At 71.8% G+C, this 21,173-nt stretch carries 21 protein-coding genes and 1 tRNA gene; 18 read left to right on the forward strand and 4 right to left on the reverse strand.

The window, feature by feature from the left end:
- From IF61_RS0106295 to IF61_RS0106315, 5 genes are all read left to right on the forward strand, one after another.
- The coding region (locus tag IF61_RS0106295) for a bifunctional ornithine acetyltransferase/N-acetylglutamate synthase (protein ID WP_030365249.1) at positions 1–216 on the forward strand (216 nt) is incomplete at its 5' end.
- The gene (gene argB, locus IF61_RS0106300) at positions 213–1,178 is read left to right on the forward strand and encodes an acetylglutamate kinase (protein ID WP_052392449.1); all 966 of its coding nucleotides are present in this window, start codon (positions 213–215) and stop codon (positions 1,176–1,178) included. The genes IF61_RS0106295 and argB, both read left to right, overlap by 4 nt.
- Positions 1,175–2,371, forward strand: a complete 1,197-nt coding sequence (locus IF61_RS0106305; protein WP_030365251.1) for an acetylornithine transaminase — start codon at positions 1,175–1,177, stop codon at positions 2,369–2,371. The genes argB and IF61_RS0106305 overlap by 4 nt, the downstream gene beginning before the upstream one ends.
- A 7-nt stretch (positions 2,372–2,378) precedes the next feature.
- Entirely contained in the window at positions 2,379–2,921 is a 543-nt protein-coding gene (locus IF61_RS0106310) for an arginine repressor (protein WP_030365252.1), read from the forward strand.
- A gap of 133 nt (positions 2,922–3,054) precedes the next feature.
- Entirely contained in the window at positions 3,055–4,257 is a 1,203-nt protein-coding gene (locus IF61_RS0106315) for an amidohydrolase family protein (protein WP_030365253.1), read from the forward strand.
- Between the two features lie 114 nt (positions 4,258–4,371).
- On the opposite strand, the gene IF61_RS0106320 is transcribed toward IF61_RS0106315, so the two are convergent.
- Positions 4,372–4,448: transfer RNA gene (locus IF61_RS0106320), tRNA-Pro, on the reverse strand.
- A 202-nt stretch (positions 4,449–4,650) separates the two neighbouring features.
- On the opposite strand from IF61_RS0106320, the gene IF61_RS0106325 reads away from it, so the two are divergent.
- The 5 genes from IF61_RS0106325 to IF61_RS0106345 all read left to right on the forward strand — a co-directional run bounded on the left by IF61_RS0106325 (position 4,651) and on the right by IF61_RS0106345 (position 10,747).
- On the forward strand, positions 4,651–5,847 hold the full coding sequence (locus tag IF61_RS0106325) for an argininosuccinate synthase (protein WP_030365254.1): 1,197 nt from the start codon (positions 4,651–4,653) through the stop codon (positions 5,845–5,847).
- 96 nt (positions 5,848–5,943) lie between these two features.
- Positions 5,944–7,392: an argininosuccinate lyase gene (gene argH / locus IF61_RS0106330; RefSeq protein WP_030365255.1), complete on the forward strand. Its 1,449-nt coding sequence runs from the start codon at positions 5,944–5,946 to the stop codon at positions 7,390–7,392.
- 97 nt (positions 7,393–7,489) lie between these two features.
- Positions 7,490–8,056, forward strand: coding sequence for a TetR/AcrR family transcriptional regulator (locus tag IF61_RS0106335; protein WP_030365256.1), 567 nt, complete (start codon positions 7,490–7,492; stop codon positions 8,054–8,056).
- Entirely contained in the window at positions 8,053–9,603 is a 1,551-nt protein-coding gene (locus tag IF61_RS0106340; protein WP_245684427.1) for an MFS transporter, read from the forward strand. The genes IF61_RS0106335 and IF61_RS0106340 overlap by 4 nt, the downstream gene beginning before the upstream one ends.
- A gap of 313 nt (positions 9,604–9,916) precedes the next feature.
- A complete protein-coding gene (locus IF61_RS0106345) occupies positions 9,917–10,747 on the forward strand; it encodes an alpha/beta fold hydrolase (protein ID WP_030365258.1) in 831 nt (276 codons plus the stop codon).
- Between the two features lie 37 nt (positions 10,748–10,784).
- Here IF61_RS0106345 and IF61_RS0106350 read toward each other — a convergent pair whose 3' ends face one another.
- Positions 10,785–11,462 carry a lysophospholipid acyltransferase family protein gene (locus tag IF61_RS0106350; protein ID WP_030365259.1) on the reverse strand — a complete coding sequence of 226 codons (678 nt, stop codon included), beginning with the start codon at positions 11,460–11,462 and terminating at the stop codon, positions 10,785–10,787.
- 229 nt (positions 11,463–11,691) lie between these two features.
- Here IF61_RS0106350 and IF61_RS0106360 point away from each other — a divergent pair, with 229 nt between their 5' ends.
- The 3 genes from IF61_RS0106360 (at position 11,692) to IF61_RS0106370 (ending at position 14,266) form a co-directional block, all read left to right on the forward strand.
- Positions 11,692–12,873, forward strand: coding sequence for a glycerophosphodiester phosphodiesterase (locus tag IF61_RS0106360; RefSeq protein ID WP_030365260.1), 1,182 nt, complete (start codon positions 11,692–11,694; stop codon positions 12,871–12,873).
- 218 nt (positions 12,874–13,091) lie between these two features.
- Complete coding sequence (locus IF61_RS0106365; RefSeq protein ID WP_030365261.1) at positions 13,092–13,610, forward strand: sigma-70 RNA polymerase sigma factor region 4 domain-containing protein; 519 nt, start codon at positions 13,092–13,094, stop codon at positions 13,608–13,610.
- Between the two features lie 53 nt (positions 13,611–13,663).
- Entirely contained in the window at positions 13,664–14,266 is a 603-nt protein-coding gene (locus IF61_RS0106370) for a GNAT family N-acetyltransferase (RefSeq protein ID WP_342667974.1), read from the forward strand.
- Here the strand turns inward: IF61_RS0106370 and IF61_RS0106375 are convergent.
- Both IF61_RS0106375 and IF61_RS0106380 read right to left on the reverse strand, forming a co-directional pair.
- A complete protein-coding gene (locus IF61_RS0106375) occupies positions 14,263–14,691 on the reverse strand; it encodes a hypothetical protein (RefSeq protein ID WP_043188044.1) in 429 nt (142 codons plus the stop codon). The two genes, IF61_RS0106370 and IF61_RS0106375, sit on opposite strands and share 4 nt — an antisense overlap.
- Positions 14,692–14,693: 2 nt before the next feature.
- On the reverse strand, positions 14,694–15,053 hold the full coding sequence (locus tag IF61_RS0106380) for a hypothetical protein (protein ID WP_030365263.1): 360 nt from the start codon (positions 15,051–15,053) through the stop codon (positions 14,694–14,696).
- Between the two features lie 573 nt (positions 15,054–15,626).
- Here IF61_RS0106380 and IF61_RS0106390 point away from each other — a divergent pair.
- From IF61_RS0106390 to cbiE, 5 genes are all read left to right on the forward strand, one after another.
- On the forward strand, positions 15,627–16,730 hold the full coding sequence (locus IF61_RS0106390) for a methionine ABC transporter ATP-binding protein (RefSeq protein ID WP_078660004.1): 1,104 nt from the start codon (positions 15,627–15,629) through the stop codon (positions 16,728–16,730).
- Positions 16,727–17,503, forward strand: coding sequence for a methionine ABC transporter permease (locus IF61_RS0106395; protein ID WP_030365265.1), 777 nt, complete (start codon positions 16,727–16,729; stop codon positions 17,501–17,503). Before IF61_RS0106390 ends, IF61_RS0106395 begins: the two co-directional genes overlap by 4 nt.
- Before the next feature lie 141 nt (positions 17,504–17,644).
- The gene (locus tag IF61_RS0106400; RefSeq protein ID WP_030365266.1) at positions 17,645–18,520 is read left to right on the forward strand and encodes a MetQ/NlpA family ABC transporter substrate-binding protein; all 876 of its coding nucleotides are present in this window, start codon (positions 17,645–17,647) and stop codon (positions 18,518–18,520) included.
- A gap of 174 nt (positions 18,521–18,694) precedes the next feature.
- Positions 18,695–19,336 (forward strand): GNAT family N-acetyltransferase, encoded by a 642-nt coding sequence (locus tag IF61_RS0106405; RefSeq protein ID WP_030365267.1) that lies wholly within the window; start codon positions 18,695–18,697, stop codon positions 19,334–19,336.
- Positions 19,337–19,472: 136 nt separating this feature from the next.
- Positions 19,473–20,723: a precorrin-6y C5,15-methyltransferase (decarboxylating) subunit CbiE gene (gene cbiE / locus IF61_RS0106410; RefSeq protein ID WP_030365268.1), complete on the forward strand. Its 1,251-nt coding sequence runs from the start codon at positions 19,473–19,475 to the stop codon at positions 20,721–20,723.
- Positions 20,724–21,173 lie beyond the last annotated feature (450 nt).

Below are 21,173 nucleotides of genomic sequence, written 5' to 3' on the forward strand. Positions count from 1 at the left end.
TCCGCGGCTTTCGACCCCGACAAGCTCAACGTGGCCATCAACGGCGTCTGGGTCTGCCGCAACGGCTCCGTCGGCGACGACCGCGACCTCGTCGACATGCGCTACCGGGAGGTCCGTATCACCGCCGACCTCGCCGAGGGCTCCGAGACCGCCGTCATCTGGGCCAACGACCTCACCGCCGACTACGTCCACGAGAACAGCGCGTACTCCTCATGACGACCACAGACAGCACGGACACCCCCGACACCGCGGGCACGACCCGCAAGCACACCGCCCTCCCTAAGGCGCGCATCCTCATCGAGGCGCTGCCCTGGCTGACGCGGCACCACGGCAAGACCGTCGTCATCAAGTTCGGCGGCAACGCCATGGTCGACGACGAGCTCAAGGCCGCCTTCGCCCAGGACGTCGTCTTCCTCCACCACGCCGGGCTGCGCCCCGTGGTCGTGCACGGCGGCGGCCCGCAGATCAGCGCCCAGCTCGACCGGATGGGCCTCACTTCGGAGTTCAAGGCCGGCCTGCGCGTCACCACGCCCGAGGCCATGGACGTCGTCCGCATGGTCCTCGCCGGGCAGGTGCAGCGCGAACTCGTCGGGCTGCTCAACGAGCACGGCCCGCTCGCCGTCGGGCTGACGGGCGAGGACGCCCACACCATGACCGCCACCAAGCACTACGCCGAGATAGGCGGCGAGCGCGTCGACATCGGCCGCGTCGGCGAGATCACCGCCATCGACACCGGCGCCGTCCAGGCCCTGCTCGACGACGGGCGCATCCCCGTCATCTCCTCCGTCGCCCGCAGCGCCGACGACGCCGACGCCCACGGGGTCTTCAACGTCAACGCCGACACCGCGGCCGCCGCGCTTGCCGCGGCCCTCGGCGCCGAGACGCTCATGGTCCTCACCGACGTCGAGGGCCTCTACGAGGACTGGCCGCACAGCGACGAGGTCATCAGCCGGCTCACGGCGAGCGAACTGGAGGCGCTGCTCCCGGACCTGGCGAGCGGCATGGTCCCCAAGATGCAGGGCTGCCTGCACGCCGTGCGCAACGGCGTCACCACGGCCCGCGTGATAGACGGCCGGGTCCAGCACTCGATCCTGCTGGAGATCTTCACGGACGAGGGGATCGGCACGATGGTCGTGCCCGACCCTGCGGCGACCGACCAGAAGGGACTGCAGCCGTGAGCAACGCGGAACTCACCGGGCGCTGGCAGGGCGCCCTGATGGACAACTACGGGACCCCGCGCGTCCCCCTGCTCCGCGGCGAGGGCAGCACGGTCTGGGACGCCGACGGCAAGCCGTACCTCGACCTCGTCGGCGGCATCGCCGTCAACGCCCTCGGCCACGCCCACCCGGCGGTCGTCCGGGCCGTGTCGGACCAGATCGCCACCCTCGGCCACGTCTCCAACCTCTTCACCGCCGAGCCGACGGTCGCCCTCGCCGAGCGGCTGCTCGGCCTCGCCGGCCGGCCGGGGCGCGTGTACTTCGCCAACTCGGGCGCGGAGGCAGTCGAAGCGGCCTTCAAGATCGGACGGCGGACGGGGCGGCCCCACATGGTCGCCGCCATCGGCGGCTTCCACGGCCGCACGATGGGCGCGCTGGCCCTCACCGGCCAGCCCGCCAAGCAGGACCCCTTCCTGCCGCTCCCCGCCGGCGTCACCCACGTCCCCTACGGGGACGAGGACGCGCTCCGGGCGGCCGTCACCACCGACACCGCGCTCGTCGTGCTGGAGCCCGTCCAGGGCGAGGGCGGCGTCATCGTCCCGCCCCCCGGCTACCTGGCCGCCGCCCGCGAGATCACCCGCGCCACCGGCACCCTCCTCGTCCTGGACGAGATCCAGACAGGTATCGGCCGCACGGGCCACTGGTTCGAGCATCAAGCACAGGGCGTCGAGCCCGACGTCGTCACCCTCGCCAAGGGCCTCGGCGGCGGCCTGCCCATCGGCGCGACCCTCGCCTTCGGCGCGGCGGCCGACCTGCTGACACCCGGTCAGCACGGCTCCACCTTCGGCGGGAACCCCGTCGCGTGCGCCGCCGCCCTGGCCGTCATCGACACCCTGGAGACCGACGGGATCCTCGCCCGCGTGACGGCGGCGGGGGAGCGGCTGCGTGACGGGATCGCTGCGCTCGGCCACCCCCTGGTCGACCGTGTCCGTGGCGCGGGCCTGCTGCTGGGTATTGTCCTTTCCGAGCCCCTTGCACCGAAGGTGCAGCAGGCAGCACAGGACGCCGGCCTTCTGGTGAACGCGGTCGCACCCGACGTGGTGCGTTTGGCCCCGCCGCTGGTCATCACCGAAGATGAGGTGGAAACGTTCCTCCGGGCACTGCCGGGTGTCCTGGACGCCGCTGCTCCCGGGGAACGACGAAGCGGAGACTGACGAGACGATGACCCAGGCGCAGGAGCCGGAGCCGTTCCACGGCGGACAGGCCGTACCGCAGACCCGTACTGCCCGTCACCGCCGGATCGTGGACATCCTCGGCCGGCAGGCGGTCCGGTCGCAGAGCCAGCTCGCCAAGCTGCTCGCCGACGACGGCCTGTCCGTCACCCAGGCGACGCTCTCCCGCGACCTGGACGAACTGGGCGCGGTCAAGATCCGCAACACCGGGGGCGAGCTGATCTACGCCGTCCCCTCCGAGGGCGGCGACCGCACCCCCCGGGCCCCGCTCGGCGAGTCCGCGACCGAGGCGCGCATGGCCCGCCTCGCGGGCGAGCTGCTGATCTCGGCGGAGGCGTCCGCCAACCTCGTCGTCCTGCGCACCCCGCCGGGCGCCGCCCAGTTCTTCGCCTCGGCGATCGACCAGGCGGGTGTCCACGAGATCATCGGCACCATCGCGGGCGACGACACGGTGATGCTCATCAGCCGCGACCCCAAGGGCGGCCAGGCCCTCGCGGACCACCTCCTGAGGCTGGCTCAGAAGGAGCGCTGACGAGCCGTCCGGACGCGTCCGCGGGCCGCCGCGGGCGTGAACTCGCCACCGGCGTGGGCAGGATGACGAGGGGCGCGGGGCGTCGGCCTCATGAAATCCGGCCCAACAGCAGGCATGGGGCGAGGGAGGACACATGCTGGCGATCCGCGCGGCGAAGCTCTTCGACGGGATAGGCCCGGGGACCGTCGAACGGCCCACGGTGCTGGTGGAGGGCGGGCGGATCACCGGCGTGGTGCCCGGCGGGAGCGTGCCCGCGGAGGCCGGGCTCGTGGACCTGGGGGAGGCGACGCTGCTGCCCGGGTTCGTGGACACCCACGTGCACCTCGCCTTCGACGCGAGCCAGGACGCCGTCGGCCGGCTGCGGCGCGCCGGTGACGAGGAACTGCTCGACCGCATGCGGGCCGCGGCCCGCGCGACCCTCGCCGCGGGCGTGACGACCGTGCGCGACCTGGGGGACCGGGGATATCTGGCGCTGCGGATCCGGGAGGAGACCGCCAAGGACCCCGCGGCCGGGCCCACCGTGCTCGCCTCCGGCCCGCCCCTGACGACCGCCCGCGGCCACTGCTGGTTCCTCGGCGGGCGGGCCGAGGGCGTCGACGGGATCCGGGCGGCCGTCCGCGAACGGGCCGGGCGCGGTGTGGACGTCGTGAAGGTGATGGTGACCGGCGGCGACCTCACCCCCGGCTCCGACCCCTGCCACGTGCAGTACGGGCACGCCGAGCTGCTCGCCGCCGTGCGCGAGGCGCACCGGCACGGCCTTCCGATCACGGCCCACGCGCACTCCGCCGCCGGCATCGCCGACGCCGTGGCCGCCGGGTTCGACATGGTCGAGCACTGCTTCTTCGTCACCGAGATCACCGACGAGAGCGACGAGACCGACCCCGGCGTGAACTACGACCGGCGGGTGCTCGACGACATGGTCCGCCTCGGCGTGGTCGCTTCCCTCACCCTCGGATCCCTGCCCGGCGGCCCGCCGCCCCCGCCGCGGATCGCCCGCCGCATCCCCGGCCTGGTCGCCGGGCTGGCCGCGATGCGCGAGGCGGGGGTGGGGGTGGTGTGCGGCAGCGACTCGGGGATCTTCCCGGTCAAGGCCCATGGCAGCCATCCGTACAGCGTCGCCGCCATGGTGGAGACGGGATTCACCCCGCTGGAGGCGCTCCGCGCGGCCACCTCGGCCGCGGCCCGCGCCTGCGGCGTCGCCTGCCGCAAGGGCTGCATCGCCCCCGGCTTCGACGCGGACCTCGTGGCCGTGGCCGGTGACCCGCTCGCCGACATCACGGCCGTCCACGCGGTGACCGCGGTCTTCCGCGAGGGGACGCGGATCCCCCTGGCGTAGCCGGCCGGCCGCGCGTGTTCCCCGGAAGGGCCCGGAAACGACGGAAGGGACCGGAAACGACGGAAGCCGCTCCCTCGCTGTGCGAGGAAACGGCTTCCGACCTGCGATGTTCGCTGGTCGGGACGGCGGGATTTGAACCCACGACCCCTTGACCCCCAGTCAAGTGCGCTACCAAGCTGCGCCACGTCCCGGTGCTCGTCCCTCCCGGGTTTCTTCCCGGTGGGGCGTGCAGAAAGAAAATATCCTGTTTGGCGGCGTGATCCAAATTCGGGGTCCGCGGTCCCGTCCGCGTGACGAGGCCGTCACGCAAAGCAAACCACGAAGAGCATTGACGAACCATACGGTCGAGTGCATAGTTATACCCATCAGCGAATGCATCGTAAGGAGAAACCCGTGACCGAGCGCGTCGTACTCGCCTACTCCGGCGGCCTGGACACCTCCGTCGCCATCGGCTGGATCGCCGAGGAGACGGGCGCCGAGGTCATCGCCGTTGCCGTGGACGTCGGCCAGGGCGGCGAGGACCTGGACGTCATCCGCAAGCGCGCGCTCGCCTGCGGTGCGGTGGAGGCGGAGGTCGCCGACGCCAAGGACGAGTTCGCCGAGGAGTACTGCCTCCCGGCGATCAAGGCCAACGCCCTCTACATGGACCGATACCCGCTGGTCTCCGCCCTCTCCCGGCCCACGATCGTCAAGCACCTCGTGGCCGCCGCGAAGAAGCACGGCGCGACCACCGTCGCCCACGGCTGCACCGGCAAGGGCAACGACCAGGTGCGGTTCGAGGCCGGCATCTCCTCCCTCGCGCCCGAGCTCAAGTGCATCGCCCCCGTCCGGGACTACGCGATGACGCGGGACAAGGCCATCGCTTTCTGCGAGGCCAAGGGCCTGCCGATCGCCACCACCAAGAAGTCGCCGTACTCCATCGACCAGAACGTCTTCGGCCGGGCCGTCGAGACCGGCTTCCTGGAGGACATCTGGAACGCCCCGATCGAGGACGTCTACGACTACACGGCGAACCCGGCCACCCCCCGGGAGGCCGACGAGGTGATCATCACCTTCGAGCAGGGCGTCCCGGTCGCGATCGACGGCAAGCCCGTCTCCGTGCTGCAGGCCATCCAGCAGCTCAACGAGCGGGCCGGCGCGCAGGGCATCGGCCGGCTCGACATGGTCGAGGACCGGCTCGTGGGCATCAAGTCCCGGGAGATCTACGAGGCGCCCGGCGCGATCGCGCTGATCACCGCCCACCAGGAGCTGGAGGCCGTCACGGTCGAGCGCGAGCTCGCCCGCTACAAGCGGCAGGTCGAGCAGCGGTGGACCGAGCTCGTCTACGACGGCCTGTGGTTCTCCCCGCTCAAGCGGGCCCTGGACGGCTTCATCGCCGAGGCCAACGAGCACGTCTCCGGCGACATCCGGATGACGCTGCACGGCGGCCGGGCCGTCGTCACGGGCCGGAAGTCCGAGAAGTCGCTCTACGACTTCAACCTCGCCACGTACGACACGGGCGACACGTTCGACCAGTCGATGTCGAAGGGCTTCATCGAGATCTTCGGCCTGTCCTCGAAGATCGCCGCGAAGCGGGACCTGGCCTTCTAAGCCGCGGCTCGCACCGACGTCCGTCCCTCCCTCCGCCTCCCCGGCCCGCCGCGGCCGGGGAGGCTCCAGCACCGCGCCACGCAGAGGAGCAGCACGATGACCACGGGTCCGCAGAGCCAGGCCGCAGGCGGCGACGTACGTCTCTGGGGCGGCCGGTTCGCCGACGGGCCCGCCGAGGCCCTCGCCCAGCTCTCCGCCTCCGTCCACTTCGACTGGCGGCTCGCCCCGTACGACATCGCCGGCTCCCGCGCGCACGCCCGCGTGCTGCACAAGGCCGGGCTGCTCACGGACGACGAGCTCACCCGCATGATCGAGGGCCTCGGGCTGCTGGAGGCCGACGTCGCCGCCGGCACCTTCACCGGCACCGTCGCCGACGAGGACGTGCACACCGCCCTCGAACGGGGCCTGCTGGAGCGGCTCGGCCCCGACCTCGGGGGCAAGCTGCGCGCCGGGCGGTCCCGCAACGACCAGGTCGCCACGCTCTTCCGGATGTACCTGCGCGACCACGCCCGGATCATCGGCGGGCTGATCGCCGATCTCCAGGAGGCGCTCGTCGGCCTCGCCGAGGCGCACCCGGACGTCGCCATGCCGGGCCGGACGCACCTGCAGCACGCGCAGCCGGTGCTCTTCGCCCACCACGTGCTCGCGCACGTCCAGGCGCTGTCGCGGGACGCGGAGCGGCTGCGGCAGTGGGACGAGCGCACGGCGGTCTCGCCGTACGGCTCGGGCGCGCTCGCCGGGTCCTCCCTCGGGCTGGACCCGGAGGCGGTCGCCGCCGACCTCGGCTTCGAGCGCGGCTCCGCGGGCAACTCCATCGACGGGACGGCCTCGCGGGACTTCGTCGCCGAGTTCGCCTTCATCACGGCGATGATCGGCATCGACCTGTCGCGCGTCGCCGAGGAGGTCATCATCTGGAACACGAAGGAGTTCTCCTTCGTGACCCTCCACGACGCCTTCTCGACCGGCTCGTCGATCATGCCGCAGAAGAAGAACCCGGACATCGCCGAGCTGGCGCGCGGCAAGTCCGGGCGGCTCATCGGCAACCTCACCGGGCTGCTCGCCACGCTCAAGGCCCTGCCGCTCGCCTACAACCGCGACCTGCAGGAGGACAAGGAGCCGGTCTTCGACTCCTGCGACCAGCTGGAGGTCCTGCTCCCGGCCTTCACCGGGATGATGGCGACCCTCACGGTCAACCGCGCCCGGATGGAGGAGCTGGCCCCCGCCGGTTTCTCACTGGCCACCGACATCGCCGAGTGGCTGGTCAAGCAGGGCGTGCCGTTCCGCGTGGCGCACGAGGTGGCGGGGGAGTGCGTCAAGGAGTGCGAGGCCGGGGGCATCGAGCTCGACGGGCTCACCGACGAGCAGTTCGCCGCGATCTCCCCGCACCTGACGCCCGAGGTCCGCTCGGTCCTGAGCGTCCCCGGCGCGCTGGCCTCGCGCAACGGCCGGGGCGGCACGGCGCCGTCCGCGGTCGCGGTCCAGCTCGGCGAGGTCAAGGCGGACCTGGTGGTCCAGCGGGAGTGGGCCGAGGCCAAGCGCGGCTGAGGCCCCTGACGCCCGGCTCGATCGACGCCCGGGCTCGGGCTGAGACGTCGGCAACCCGAATGAGACATCCACGTCTCATTCGGGTTATCGTCGTCTCATGAGTGTTGACCGGGACCATGTGCTGAGGGAGGCCGCCGCCCTGCTCACCCGCAAGGCGACCGCCTCCATGGACGAGATCGCCAAGGCCGCGGGGATCGGCCGCGCCACCCTCCACCGCCACTTCTCCGGGCGCGACGCGCTCGTGCGCGCCTTGGAGGAGCTGGGCATCCAGCAGTTCGAGCAGGCCCTGGACGCGGCCCGGATCGAGGAGGGCGACGCGGCCGGCGCCGTCCGCCGCCTGATCGACGAGGCCGAGCCCGTCGCCGGCATGCTCGCCTTCCTCTTCACCGAGAACCAGCTCTACGAGAACGGCACCAACGAGGGCTGGAACCGGCTCGACACCCGCGTCCAGCAGCTCTTCAGCCGCGGCCAGGAGGACGGCTCCTTCCGGCTCGACCTCACGCCCGCCTGGCTCACCGAGGCCCTCTACGGCCTGATCGGCACCGGCGCCTGGGCCGTCCAGGACCGGCGCGTGGCCGCCAAGGACATGCCCCGCATGGTCGCCGAACTGCTCCTGGGCGGCGCCGAACGAAGGGCCGATACCGAGCGGAGGATAAAACGGTGACCGGAACCAACGGCCGCGCGCTGATCGCGGAGGCCCCCGCCGAGACGCCCCGTCCCGGACGCTGGCTCGCGCTCGCCGTCCTCGCCCTGGCCGTCCTCCTCGTCGCCGTCGACGCGACCGTCCTCGGTCTCGCGACGCCCTTCCTCAGCGAGGACCTGCGCCCGTCCGGCACCCAGCTGCTGTGGATCGGCGACGTCTACTCGTTCGTCATCGCCGGACTCCTGGTCTCCATGGGCAGCCTCGGCGACCGCATCGGCCGCAAGAAGCTCCTGCTGACCGGCGCGGTGGCCTTCGGCGCGGTCTCCGTGCTGAACGCCTACGCCACCAGCCCCGAGATGATGATCGCGGCCCGGGCCCTGCTGGGCGTCGCGGGCGCGACGCTGATGCCCTCCACGCTCGCCCTGATCCGCAACATCTTCCACGACCCCAAGGAACGCAGCCTGGCCATCGGCATCTGGGGCGCCATGGCCTCGGCGGGCGCCGCGGTGGGCCCGGTCGTGGGCGGCTTCCTGCTGGGCCACTTCTGGTGGGGCTCGGTCTTCCTGATCAACCTGCCGGTGATGGCCGTGCTGGTGCTCGTCGGCATCAAGCTGCTGCCCGAGTCCCGCGACCCGTCGCCCGGCCCGTGGGACCTGCTCAGCGTGGTGCTCTCCATGACCGGCGTCATCGCCGTCGTCTACGCGATCAAGGAGGGGGCGACCCATGGACTGCGCTGGGACGTCGCCGCGGCGGGCGCCGTCGGAGTCCTCGCGCTGCTGTGGTTCGTCCGCCGGCAGCTCACACTGCCCTCGCCGCTGCTGGACATGCGCCTCTTCCACCACCGGGGCTTCTCCGGCGCGGTGCTGGCCGACCTGCTGACCGTCCTCGGCCTGTCCGGCATGGTCTTCTTCCTGTCGCAGTTCCTCCAGCTCGTCCAGGGGCGCAGCCCGCTGGAGGCGGGCCTCGCCGAGCTGCCGGCGGCGGTCGGTGCGGTCACGGCGGGGCTGCTCGCGGGGCGGGCCGCCCGGCGGTTCTCGGTGCGCTCGGTCGTGGCCGGCGGGCTCGCGGCGATCGGCGTGGCCCTCGCGGTCCTCGTCTGGCTGCAGTCCGACACCGCCTACCCGGTGCTCGGCGCTACCCTGCTGGTCGTGGGGGTCGGCGCGGGCTTCTCCTTCACCGTCACGGCCGACGTGATCCTCTCCAGCGTGCCCAAGGAACAGGCGGGCGCCGCCTCGGCCGTCTCGGAGACGGCGTACGAGCTCGGTGCCGCGCTCGGCATCGCACTGCTCGGCTCGATCGTCACCGGCGTCTACCGGGACTTCACCGTCCCCGCGGGCGTGCCCGCGGCGGCCGCCGGCGAGGCACGCGAGTCCCTCGGCGGCGCCGTGGAGGCATCCTCCGCACTGCCGGCCGACCAGGCCACGAGCCTGCTCACCTCCGCGCAGGACGCCTTCGTCGACGGGCTGCAGATCGCCTCCGGCGTCGGCGCGGTGGTGCTGCTGGCGACGGCCGTCGCCGCGTGGTTCCTGCTCCGCGGGCAGAAGCTGGAGGAGGGCTACGGCGGCTGATCCGCCGCGCGGGTGCGGCTAAACCTCCATGTGGGTACGGCGAACCCCCGCGCGGGTACGGCGAATCCGCCGCGCGAGTACGGCAGAACGGAACCGCGCTCGCCGGATTGAGCCGGGCACGGCTCACATGAGCAAAGCGCACGACGGGCCGGGGCGGCAAGCCCCGGCCCGTGTGACATATGCCGGAAACAATTTCCCTTGACGAGGTCCTTACGTCCGGGCAACGATCACGACCACTGGTCGACATTGTCGAACGTGGTTCGGTTTACGACAGCGGTTTTCCGCCGTCCCGTTGCCAAAGGACACCCCCCCCATGCGCCTCCGCAGAACGGTCAGACTCCTGCTCGCCGCCGCGGCCACCGCGGCCCTGGGCCTCACGGGCCTCGCCGCCTCCCCGGCCTCCGCCTCCGTCCTCGACATCCCGCCGAAGGGCGCCAACGACTGGTCCTGCAAGCCGGATTCGGCCCACCCCGAGCCCGTCGTGCTGGTCAACGGCACCTTCAAGCTCATGGCCGAGAACTGGTCCGCGCTCTCCCCGAAGCTGAAGGAGGCGGGCTACTGCGTCTTCGCCTTCAACTACGGCAACATGGAGACCGCCCCGATCCCGCAAGCGGCCGCGGAGCTGCGCGACTTCGTGGAGGCCGTGCGGGGCGCCACGGGCGCGAAGAAGGTCGACCTCGTCGGTCACAGCCAGGGCGGCATGATGCCGCGCTACTACGTGAAGTTCCTGGGCGGCGCGGACAAGGTCGACGACCTCGTCGGCATCGTCCCGTCCAATCACGGCACGAAGAACCCGCTGGCCGTCGCGGCCGGCTGGACGATCTGCCCGTCCTGCGTCGACCAGCAGTGGGGCTCGGACTTCATGAAGAAGCTCAACGAGGGCGAGGAGGCGCCGGCCGGACCCGACTACACCGTCGTCTCCACGCGCTACGACGAAGTCGTCGTCCCGTACACCAGCGCCCTGCTGAGCGGCCCGGCCGGGCGCGTCACCAACGTCGTGCTGCAGGACAAGTGCAAGCTCGACCTCTTCATGCACGACCAGGCCACCAAGGACCCGGTCGTCGCCCAGTGGGTTCTCAACGCGCTGGGACGCAAGGGCCCGGCCGATCCGGCCTTCCAGCCCACCTGCATCAGCCTGGGCTAGCCGCGCCGCGGCCGGGAGAGGTAGATGTGACGAGGCGTCAGGCGGCCTTCGAGGCCCGGGCCTTGGTCGCGTAGACGTCCACGTACTCCTGGCCCGACAGGCTCATGACCTCGCTCATCACCTCGTCGGTGACGGCGCGCAGGATGTAGCGGTCGCGGTCCATGCCCTCGTAGCGGGAGAAGTCCAGCGGATCGCCGAAGCGGACCGTCACCGGGGCGAGGCGCAGCATGCCCTTGCCGCCCGGCTGGACCTTGTCCATGCCGACCATCGCGAACGGCACCACCGGCGCGCCCGTCATCAGCGCGAGGCGGGCGATGCCGGTGCGGCCGCGGTAGAGCCGGCCGTCGGGAGAGCGGGTGCCCTCGGGGTAGATGCCGAAGACCTTGCCCTCGTCGAGGATCCGGCGGCCGGTCATCAGCGCCGCGACACCGCCGTGGCCGCCGTCACGGTCCACCGGGATCATGCCGGAGCTGCGGAAGAACCAGGCCATGAGCCGGCCCTTGACCCCCTTGCCCGTGACGTACTCGTCCTTGCCGATGAAGAACACCTGCCGCTTGACCACCAGTGCCAGGAACAGCGAGTCGACGAAGGTCACGTGGCTGCCCGCGAGGATGACCGGTCCGTTGCCGGGGATGTTCTCCGTGCCCTCCACCTTGGGGCGGTACAGGACGCGCATGAGCAATCCGAGGAACGCCTTGAGCAAGATGCGGGACAACGGGGCCCTCCGGTCGTGGTGGTCGGTGCGGCGCATGCCTGCGCAGGGGCTGACCATACTCGTCGGTATGGCCCACGCGCACCCCGGGTAGGGGGAGGCGATACGGAGTGTTGACGTGAGTTTGCACGCCGTTTGTCTTCCGTCTTCACAGACGGAAGTCGTACGTGTTTACGATCTGCGCGTCCGACAGGTGCCCGACCGGCGCCGGGACCGCAAGCAAGGAGCGTTCATGGATCAGGAGCAGCGGCCGGGCAGGCGCACCCTTCTGGGGGCCGCCGCGGCCCTCGGCGCGGGAGCGGTCGTCCTCGGCGGCGGAGCGGGCACGGCGGCGGCCGCGACCTCCGCCCCGGCGGCGCAGGGTCGCGGCGGCGGCACGGGCGGCGGTTCGTACAAGGACCTGCCGGTGCCCACCGTCATCGGCCACCGGGGCGCCTGCGGCTACCGCCCCGAGCACACCCTCGGCTCCTACCAGTTCGCCCTCGACAACGGCGCGGACGTCATCGAGCAGGACGTCGTCCCCACCAAGGACGGGCACCTCGTCTGCCGGCACGAGAACGACATCACCGCCACGACGGACGTCGCCTCCCGCCCGGAGTTCGCCTCCCGTAAGACGACGAAGACCGTCGACGGCGAGGCCCACACCGGCTGGTTCACCGAGGACTTCACGCTCGCCGAGCTCAAGACGCTGCGCGCCAAGGAGCGCATCCCCGGCAACCGGCAGCACAACACCCTCTACGACGGCGTGTGGCAGGTGCCCACCTTCGAAGAGGTCCTGCAGTGGGCCGACGAGCAGGGCCGCAAGCGCGGCCGGCGCATATGGCTGCACGTCGAGACCAAGCACCCCACCTACTTCCGCAAGGCCGGCCTCGGCCTGGAGGAGCGGGTCGCCAAGCTGCTGCGCCGCTACAACCGCTCGGGCCGCAACGGCTACACCTTCCTGCAGTCCTTCGAGCCGAGCAGCCTCCAGCGGCTGGGCCGGCTGGGCGTCGACTGCCCGAAGGTGCTCCTGCTGGACGACCTCACGACGCAGCCGTGGGACTTCGTCGAGGCCAAGGACCCCCGTAAGGTCGCCGACCTCATCACGCCCAAGGGCCTGAAGTGGGTCTCCGGCTTCGCCCAGGGCATCGGCCCGTGGCTGAACCTCATCATCCCGCGGGACAAGAACGACAAGCTGACCAAGCCGACGACGCTGGTGCGGGACGCGCACGCCGCGGGGCTGATCCTGCACCCGTACACCATGCGCAACGAGAACAGCTTCCTGCCGGCGGACTTCCGGCGCGGCACCGACCCCAACGGGTACGGCGACGCGCTCGCGGCGTTCAAGACGTACTTCGCGACCGGGATCGACGGCATCTTCTCGGACAACTGCGACACGGCGGTGCTCGCGCGCAGCGCGTTCCGCAAGGCCTGACGTACGGTCCGGGGCGGGCTCGGCACCGCCGGGCACGTCCCTGGGACATCTCGCCGTTGCGGCGGAAACAACGGTTCTGCCGCGCAGAAACGTGTTGCCGCCGCAACGGCGCTCAGCATCCCCAGCGGTAGCCGGGGGAGGAACCGGCCCATCACCCGGACGGGTGATAACCCGCAACACCGGCAACCGGCGCGGCAAGCGCACACGTCCCGCACCGCATGACGCAGAGCGATCTCCTGACCCGGCTGAGCCCGCTGCTCAAAGCGGAGTGCGCCGCCGAGGCGGCCGCGGTCGCCGGGACCGATGCCGCCGACCTCGAGCAGGGCGTCTGGGTGCGGCTGCTCAGTGAGCGCCGCACCATCGTCTCCGAGGCCCGGCTGCGGGCGACCGTCAGAGCGGAGGCCCGCGCCGCGCGCCGCCGGGCCCGGCGCGAGGTGCTCTACGACCCCACCCACGGCGAGCCGCCGTGCGCTGCCGACGCGGGCGTCGAACAGCAGGTGCTCGCCGCCGAAGAGGGCCGCGCGCTGCGCGCCGCCGTGCGCCGCCTGCCCGGCCGGTGCCCCCGCCTGCTGGCGGCCCTGTTGTCCCGTAAGGACCCGACCTACCGAGAAATCGCAGGCGAGTTGGGAATGTCACAAGGATCTTTGGGGCCGGTTCGTTCCCGTTGCCTGGGATGCCTGCGCAGAATGCTGACGGCGGAGGTTGCGGCTCCTGAACCCTGGGGAAAGGAGCGGTAGACAGCCGGCGCCACGGAGACGGCGTGCACCCGCGACGGCTCCTGTAGTTACGGATCAGGGCGGACCGAACCCAAAAGGGGAGGCGTGGGCACATGGGCATGAGCGTGACCATCTCTGCGGCGACCGATCACGACGCCGAGCAGATCCTCAAACTCCAGTACCTCTGTTATCAGGGCGAGGCCGAGCTCTACGGCGACTACTCCATCGCACCGCTCACCCAGACGCTCGCCGAGCTCCGCGCCGAACTGGCGGCGGGCTGCGTGCTGGTGGCCCGGCTGGGCGACGAGGTCGTGGGCTCGGTGCGCGGCACGGCAGCCGGCCCGGAGGGCACGGCGGTGATCTCGGGGATGATCGTGCACCCCCGCATGCAGCGGCACGGGCTGGGCGGGCGGCTGCTCGCCGCGGTCGAGGCCCGGCTTGCGGCCGAGGGCGCCGCCCGCTTCCGGCTCGCGACCGGCCACCGCAACGAGGGGAACCTGCGCCTGTACCGCAAGTGGGGGTACGCGCAGGTCGCCACCGAGCAGGTCACGCGCAAGCTGACGGTGGTGACGATGGAGAAAAGCCAGAAGGAGCAGCAGGAGCAGCAGGAGCAGCAGGAGAAGGCGCCCGGTGCTCGTGACGGCGCCGCCGAGGCGGCGCTCGCGACGAGCTTCTAGGCGGCCTGTGGCTGTGCCGCGCGGCGCAGCCACATCATCGCGGTCACCGGCAGGATGACCGGGATGAAGAGGTAGCCCATGCCGTAGTCCGACCAGACCGTGGCGTCGGGGAAGGCGGACGGCGCGACGAGCGTCCACGTGCCGACGACGAGGACGCCGGCCAGTTCGGCGGCGCAGCACACGAGGGCCGCCCTGCGGGCCGCGGGGCCGCCGCGGACGAGGGAGTACGTGATGAAGGCGTACACCACGGCGGCGACGGCGGACAGCACGTAGGCCAGCGGGGCCCGGCCGAAGTCCAGGATCATCTGGACGATCGAGCGGGAGGCCGCGGCGACGGTGAAGACGCCGTAGAGCCACACCAGCAGCCGGCCCGGGCCCTCGCCGAGGTTGAAGCCGGGCTTGGCGGGGGTGGTCGGTTCGGTCACGGTCAGCCTCCCCAGATGTCGTAGAGCCGTACTTCGAGCACGGCGAGGATGACGGCGCCGGCCGCCACGGTGGCCGAGCCCCAGCGGGTGCGCTCGGCCAGCGACATGAAGCCCGCGGCGGGGACGGCCGCGGCCGAGCCGATCAGGTAGGCCAGGAAGATGGCGGTGCCCTGGCCGGGCTTGTCGCCGCCGGCCAGCCGCACCACGCCGACGACGAGCTGCGCGACCGCCAGTACGGACACCACGGCCATGCCGATGAAGTGCCAGTCCTTGGTGGACTGGTCGCGGGAGAAGGCGAAGCCGCACCAGGCGGCGAGCGCGAGGGCGGTCACGCCGACGACGAGCGTCAGTGCGTCGATCACCGCGGCCACCGCGCTGCCGGGGCGTGCGGATGGGGCTGGACAAGCATGGGACGACTTTAATGGCCCGTCCCCGGGACACCGCGCTCGGCCCCGCGCCGGGCGCCGCCGGCCCGTGGCCTTGACCACACCGGAGATCGCGCCGTGCGGGTGAGGGGGCTCGTCACAGATGACCTCCGGGCGCGTCCGCGCAGGTCACCGGCGGTTACCGAATGGCTTGAAGATCACTTACGGAAGTGTGGCGTGTCCACGTATTGGCCTTTCCTGTCCGCTATTCGGACAGCCTTGGCCGACTCGCACGCCTGTCTGTTTTACTTCCTGCATGACCACGACGAGCAGCCGCACCTGTGCGACCGAGGCGATGACGACGCCCGGCGCTGCTCGTTGCATGTGTCGAATGTGTGACTGCTGAGGGCCCCCGTTCCGTGCCTCGCGCCCCGAAGCGAGACCCGTAGAGCCCGCGTCCCGCGTCCCACCGGACCGGACCGGAAGGCTCGCCCCGCGTCACCAGGACATCCCCGAAGCCGCGACCCCGTTCGCGCCCGCCGGGGCACCCTATGCCGCGCTCCGCAATGAATGCCCGTGCCCGGCCGCCCCACAGCCGCGCACTCGACAGTGACGGAAACCCCTGTGATCACCACTACGGGCCTGACAAAGGTCTACCGCTCACGCGGCCGCGAGGTCACCGCCCTCGACGGCGTCGACCTCCACGTGCGCGAGGGCGAGGTGTACGGCGTCGTCGGTCAGAGCGGCGCCGGAAAGTCGACCCTCATCCGCTGCGTCAACCTCCTGGAGCGGCCCAGCTCCGGCACGGTCACCGTGGCGGGCCAGGACCTCACCGCCCTCGCCGGGCGCGGCAACCGCGCCGGAGCCGAACTGCGCAAGGCGCGCAGCCGCATCGGCATGGTCTTCCAGCACTTCAACCTGCTGTCCTCGCGGACCGTGCAGTCCAACATCGAGCTGCCCCTGGAGATCCTCGGCGTCTCCGGCAAGGAGCGCGAGCGCAAGGCCCTCGAACTCCTCGACCTCGTCGGCCTCGCCGACAAGGCCAAGGCCTACCCCGGACAGCTCTCCGGCGGCCAGAAGCAGCGCGTGGGCATCGCCCGCGCCCTCGCCGGCGACCCCAAGGTGCTGCTCTCCGACGAGTCGACGTCCGCGCTCGACCCGGAGACCACCCGCTCCATCCTGCAGCTGCTGCGCGACCTCAACCAGCAGCTCGGCCTGACCGTCCTCCTCATCACCCACGAGATGGAGGTCGTCAAGACGATCTGCGACTCCGCGGCCCTGATGAAGGGCGGCCGCGTCGTGGAGTCCGGCACCGTCTCCGAACTGCTGGCCACCCCCGGCTCGGAGCTCGCGGCCGAGCTCTTCCCGGTCGGCGGCGAGCCCTCCGGCCCGGACCGCACCGTCGTGGACGTCACCTTCCACGGCGACGCCGCGACCCAGCCGGTCATCTCCCAGCTCTCCCGTACGTACAACATCGACATCTCGATCCTGGGCGCCGCGATGGACACCGTCTGCGGCAAGCAGGTCGGCCGGATGCGCATCGAGCTGCCCGGCCGCTTCGAGGAGAACGTCGTCCCGATCGGCTTCCTGCGCGAGCAGGGCCTCCAGGTCGACGTCGCCGACGTCAAGACCCCGGCGCCCGCCGACGAGCTCCTGAAGGATGGTGCCAAGTGACCTGGGCCGAGATGCAGCCCCTGCTGCAGAACGCGTGTCTGGACACCCTCTTCATGGTGTGGTGGTCCACCGTCTACACCATCCTCGGCGGCCTGCCGCTGGGCATCCTGCTGGTCCTCACCGACCGCGGCGGCCTCCTGCAGAACGTTGTGGTCAACAAGATCGTCGGGGTGGTCGTCAACCTCGGCCGCTCGCTGCCCTTCATCGTCCTCATGGTGTGGCTGATCCCCTTCAGCCGCTTCGTGGTCGGCACCTCCATCGGGCCCAGCGCGGCCGTCGTGGCCCTGGCCATCGGCGCGATCCCGTTCTTCGCCCGGCTGGTGGAGACCGCGCTCCGCGAGGTCGACCACGGTCTCGTCGAAGCCGTCCAGTCCATGGGCGGCGGCACCTGGACCGTGATCTTCAAGGTGCTGCTCCCGCAGGCCCTGCCCTCCGTCATCGCGGGCCTGACCACCACGATCATCGCCCTCATCGGCTACTCCGCGATGGCCGGCGCGGTCGGCGGCGGCGGCCTGGGCAACCTGGCCATCGTCTACGGCTACCAGCGCTCCGAGACCGGCCTGATGAACATCACCATCGTGCTGCTCATCGTCATCGTCACCCTCGTCCAGCTCGCCGGCGACCTCGCCGTGCGGACCCTCGCCCGGCGCGGCGGACGGCAGGCGGCCCCCGTGGGGCTGCGCCGCCTGTTCGCCCCCGCGCGCACCACGGCGAAGCCCGTGGCGACCGTCCCGGCCCAGGCCGAGGCGCCGGAGGCCGCCAAGCTCTCCTGACCCGCAAGACTTCCTGATCGGAGCTGATCAGGCCTGGCACCGAGGGGCTTTTCGCCCCTCACCGCAGCACCACGAGCCCGGACCCTTTGCCGGGCGCAACACCTCGTGAACCCAGGAAAACCAGAAAGAGGGGCACTCTTCGTGCGTACCACCGTCAAGCTCACCGCCGCCGTCGCGGCCGCCGCCGCACTCACCCTCGGCCTGAGCGCGTGCAGCGCTCCGTCCGACACCTCCTCGTCCGGCAGCTCGTCGAAGAAGGGCAAGGACGCCGACCCGGCCGCCAAGCTCGTCGTCGCCGCCAGCCCGACCCCGCACGGCGACATCCTCAACTACGTCCGCGACAACCTCGCGGAGAAGGCCGGCCTGAAGCTGGAGGTGAAGGAGTTCAACGACTACGTGCTCCCCAACACCGCCACGCAGAACGGCGAGGTCGACGCCAACTTCTTCCAGCACAAGCCGTACCTCGACGACTTCAACAAGAAGAACAAGACGGACATCGTCCCCGTCGTCAACGTCGAGATCGAGCCGCTCGGCCTGTACTCCGAAAAGGTAAAGAAGGCCGGCGACCTCGGCAGCGGCGCGACCATCGCCGTGCCCAACGACGCCACCAACGAGGGCCGCGCCCTGAAGCTGCTGGCCGACAACGGCGTCATCGTCCTCAAGGACGGCGTCGGCGCCGCCGCCAAGCTGTCGGACATCAAGGACGACAAGGGCGTGAAGTTCACCGAGCTCGAGGCCGCCCAGATCCCCTCGCGCCTCGCCGACGTCGACGCCGCCGTCATCAACGGCAACTTCGCCATCGGCCACAAGCTCAACCCGGCCAAGGACGCCATCGCCCTGGAGAAGGCCGACGGCAACCCCTACGCCAACTTCCTCGCCGTGAAGAAGGGCAACGAGGATGACCCGCGCGTCCAGAAGCTCGCCAAGCTCCTGAACTCCGACGAGGTGAAGAAGTTCATCGAGCAGAAGTTCAGCAACGGTGCGGTCCTGCCCGCCTTCGGCGCGGTGAAGAGCTGACCCCGGTCGCCCCTCCCGTCACCACAACCGCCCCTGTGGCCCCAGGCCCCGCGCACGCGACGACGTGCGCGGGGCCGACGCGCTTGGCGCACGCACGCATCGATGCTGCATGCTGGTGCACCCGAGCCCGGACCGCCCCGTCCCGAGCCCACCTCCCCGGCGTTGGAGCAGCACATGACATCCACCTTCCCGGACATCTCCATCAGTACGGACCGGCTGGTGCTGCGCCCGTTCGAGGCCCAGGACGTGCCCGCGCTCGCGGAGATGATGAGCGACGAGCTCGTCACCGCATGGACCTCCGTGCCGCACCCCTACACCACCGCCCACGCCCGTGACTGGGCCCTGCGCGAGGCCCCCGCCGAGCGCACCTCCGGGCGCGGAATCGTCTTTGCGGTCACCGAGTTCCTCACCCACCGCCTCGTCGGCTGCGTCCACCTCCACCACACCGACTGGCGCGCCCTCTCCGCCGAGGTCGGCTACGTCGTCGCCCCCTGGGCCCGCGGCGAGGGCTACGCCTGCGAGTCCGTCCTCGCGGTGGCCGAGTGGCTCTTCAACGACCAGAAGTTCGAGCGCCTGGAACTGCGCACCGCCGCCGACAACACGGCCTCCCAGCAGGTCGCGCAGAAGACCGGCTGCATCAGCGAGGGAGTGCTGCGCAACGCCTGGATAGGACGCGGCCGCACCGAGGACGGGGGCTGGACCGAGCTCCGCTCCGACCTCATCATCTGGAGCCTCCTTCCCGAGGACCTCGACGAGATGCGCGAACAGCCCGCCGGCGACCCCGGGTACGCCGCGGCCTTCCGCGACTGGTCCTGACGCCCCGGCCGGCCGGGGCCCACCCCCGGCACGGAAAGCGGAGCCGGAAGGTCCGGACCAACACGGGGTACGCTCACCCTGCCCGCAGACGGGCACCCACCGCAGACCCGCTCACAAGCCCAGGAGAATGACGACGATGGCCGACCGGGTCACGGTGATCGGGTGGGACGGCTCACCACTCACGGACGCGGCCCGCTCCGCCCTGGCCGCCGCCACCCTCGTGGCCGGCGCCGCCCACCACCTGGCGCTCCCCGAAGTGCCGCCCGCCGCCGAACGCGTCCGCCTCGGCAGCGTCGACCTCGCCGCCCGCCGCATCGCCGGCCACCGCGGCTCCGCCGTCGTCCTCGCCGACGGCGACCCCGGCTTCTTCGGCGTCGTCCGCACCCTGCGCGCCCCCCAGCACGGGCTGGAGGTCGAGGTCGTGCCCGCCGTCTCCGCCGTCGCCGCCGCCTTCGCCCGCGCCGGCATGCCCTGGGACGACGCCCAGATCGTCGTCGCCCACAGCCGCGACCTGCGCCGCGCCGTCAACGTCTGCCGCGCCCACCCCAAGGTCGCCGTCCTCACCTCGCCCGGCGCCGGCCCCGCCGAACTCGCCCTCCTCCTCGGCGACGTCCACCGCACCTTCGTCATCTGCGAGGAGCTCGGCACCGAGCGCGAACAGGTCACCGTCCTCACCTCCGACAAGGCCCCCGACCACCACTGGCGCGACCCCAACGTCGTCATCGTCATCGGCGGCAGCGGCGCCGCCGGCCCCGTCGCCGTTCCCGGCTGGGGCGCCACCCGGCCCCGCGCCGGCGGCGGCTGGATCGCCGGCCGCGACCCCGGCTACCCCCCGGCCGTCCGCGGCTGGGCCCTGCCCGCCGACGCCTACGGCAGCGACCTCGGCGAGGGCGAGGCCACCGAACTGCGCGCCGCCCAACTCGCCCGCCTCGGCCCCCGCGTCGGCGACCTCGTCTGGGACATCGGCTCCGGCTGCGGCGCCGCCGCCGTCGAGGCCGCCCGCTTCGGCGCCGCCGTCATCGCCGTCGACCGCGACCCCGACGCCTGCGCCCGCACCATGGCCGTCGCCCGCCGCTACGGCGTCCAGCTCCAGGTCGTCCACGGCGCCGCCCCCCAGGTCCTGGAGGACCTCCCCGAACCCGACGTCGTCCGCGTCGGCGGCGGCGGCCCCGCCGTCGTCGCCGCCTGCGCCGCCCGCCGCCCCGAGCGCATCGTCGCCCACGCCGCCACCCGCGACGAGGCCGAGGCCGTCGGCCGCGCCCTCGCCGAAGGCGGCTACGGCGTCGAGTGCACCCTGCTCCAGGCCGTGGAGCTCGACACCGCCGCCTGGTCCGAGCGCGAACGCTCCGTCGCCTTCCTGCTGAGCGGACGCCGCACCCACCTGTGACCCCGGCGGGCCGGGCGGAGGGTAGGCTGGCGGATCGTTGTACCGCCCCTCGGTGTCCGACACCACAGTCGCCAATGTCCCGAACGCACCCTCCTCTTGGCGGGAGCACGGCAAGGTAGGGGCGGGCGATGCACACGTGCCGCGAGGCGCGGACGCTCGTTCTTGACTATGGGCGTGAGCGGTTGGAAGGAGCACTACCGATGGGCGAGGGGTACGCATGACCGACACCGGCCAGTTCCCGGGCGAGGGACAGCCGGAGAACGCAGGCGCGCTGCCCGGCCACCCGTTCCCCACGGAGGCCGCAGCCCCTGCCGACCCCGGCGCCCCGGCCCCTCCCGCCCCTCCTGTTACGTTCACCTTCCTCGACCACGGGGACGGCACGGAGGCGGACGGCGCCGACGAGGACGACCTCCTGCTGATGCCGGGCGCCCAGGGCGCCTGGATGGAACA

The sequence above is a fragment of the Streptomyces roseoverticillatus genome (assembly GCF_000719265.1).
In the GTDB taxonomy this organism is placed as follows: Bacteria; Actinomycetota; Actinomycetes; order Streptomycetales; family Streptomycetaceae; genus Streptomyces; species Streptomyces roseoverticillatus.

Bases quoted from the DNA above. Each gene is read 5' to 3' on its own strand.
- argB (WP_052392449.1), top strand. From the start codon at position 213: ATGACGACCACAGACAGCACGGACACCCCCGACACCGCGGGCACGACC.
- IF61_RS0106310 (WP_030365252.1), top strand. From the start codon at position 2,379: ATGACCCAGGCGCAGGAGCCGGAGCCGTTCCACGGCGGACAGGCCGTA.
- IF61_RS0106315 (WP_030365253.1), top strand. From the start codon at position 3,055: ATGCTGGCGATCCGCGCGGCGAAGCTCTTCGACGGGATAGGCCCGGGG.
- argH (WP_030365255.1), top strand. From the start codon at position 5,944: ATGACCACGGGTCCGCAGAGCCAGGCCGCAGGCGGCGACGTACGTCTC.
- IF61_RS0106335 (WP_030365256.1), top strand. From the start codon at position 7,490: ATGAGTGTTGACCGGGACCATGTGCTGAGGGAGGCCGCCGCCCTGCTC.
- IF61_RS0106345 (WP_030365258.1), top strand. From the start codon at position 9,917: ATGCGCCTCCGCAGAACGGTCAGACTCCTGCTCGCCGCCGCGGCCACC.
- IF61_RS0106360 (WP_030365260.1), top strand. From the start codon at position 11,692: ATGGATCAGGAGCAGCGGCCGGGCAGGCGCACCCTTCTGGGGGCCGCC.
- IF61_RS0106365 (WP_030365261.1), top strand. From the start codon at position 13,092: ATGACGCAGAGCGATCTCCTGACCCGGCTGAGCCCGCTGCTCAAAGCG.
- IF61_RS0106390 (WP_078660004.1), top strand. From the start codon at position 15,627: ATGCCCGTGCCCGGCCGCCCCACAGCCGCGCACTCGACAGTGACGGAA.
- IF61_RS0106405 (WP_030365267.1), top strand. From the start codon at position 18,695: ATGACATCCACCTTCCCGGACATCTCCATCAGTACGGACCGGCTGGTG.
- cbiE (WP_030365268.1), top strand. From the start codon at position 19,473: ATGGCCGACCGGGTCACGGTGATCGGGTGGGACGGCTCACCACTCACG.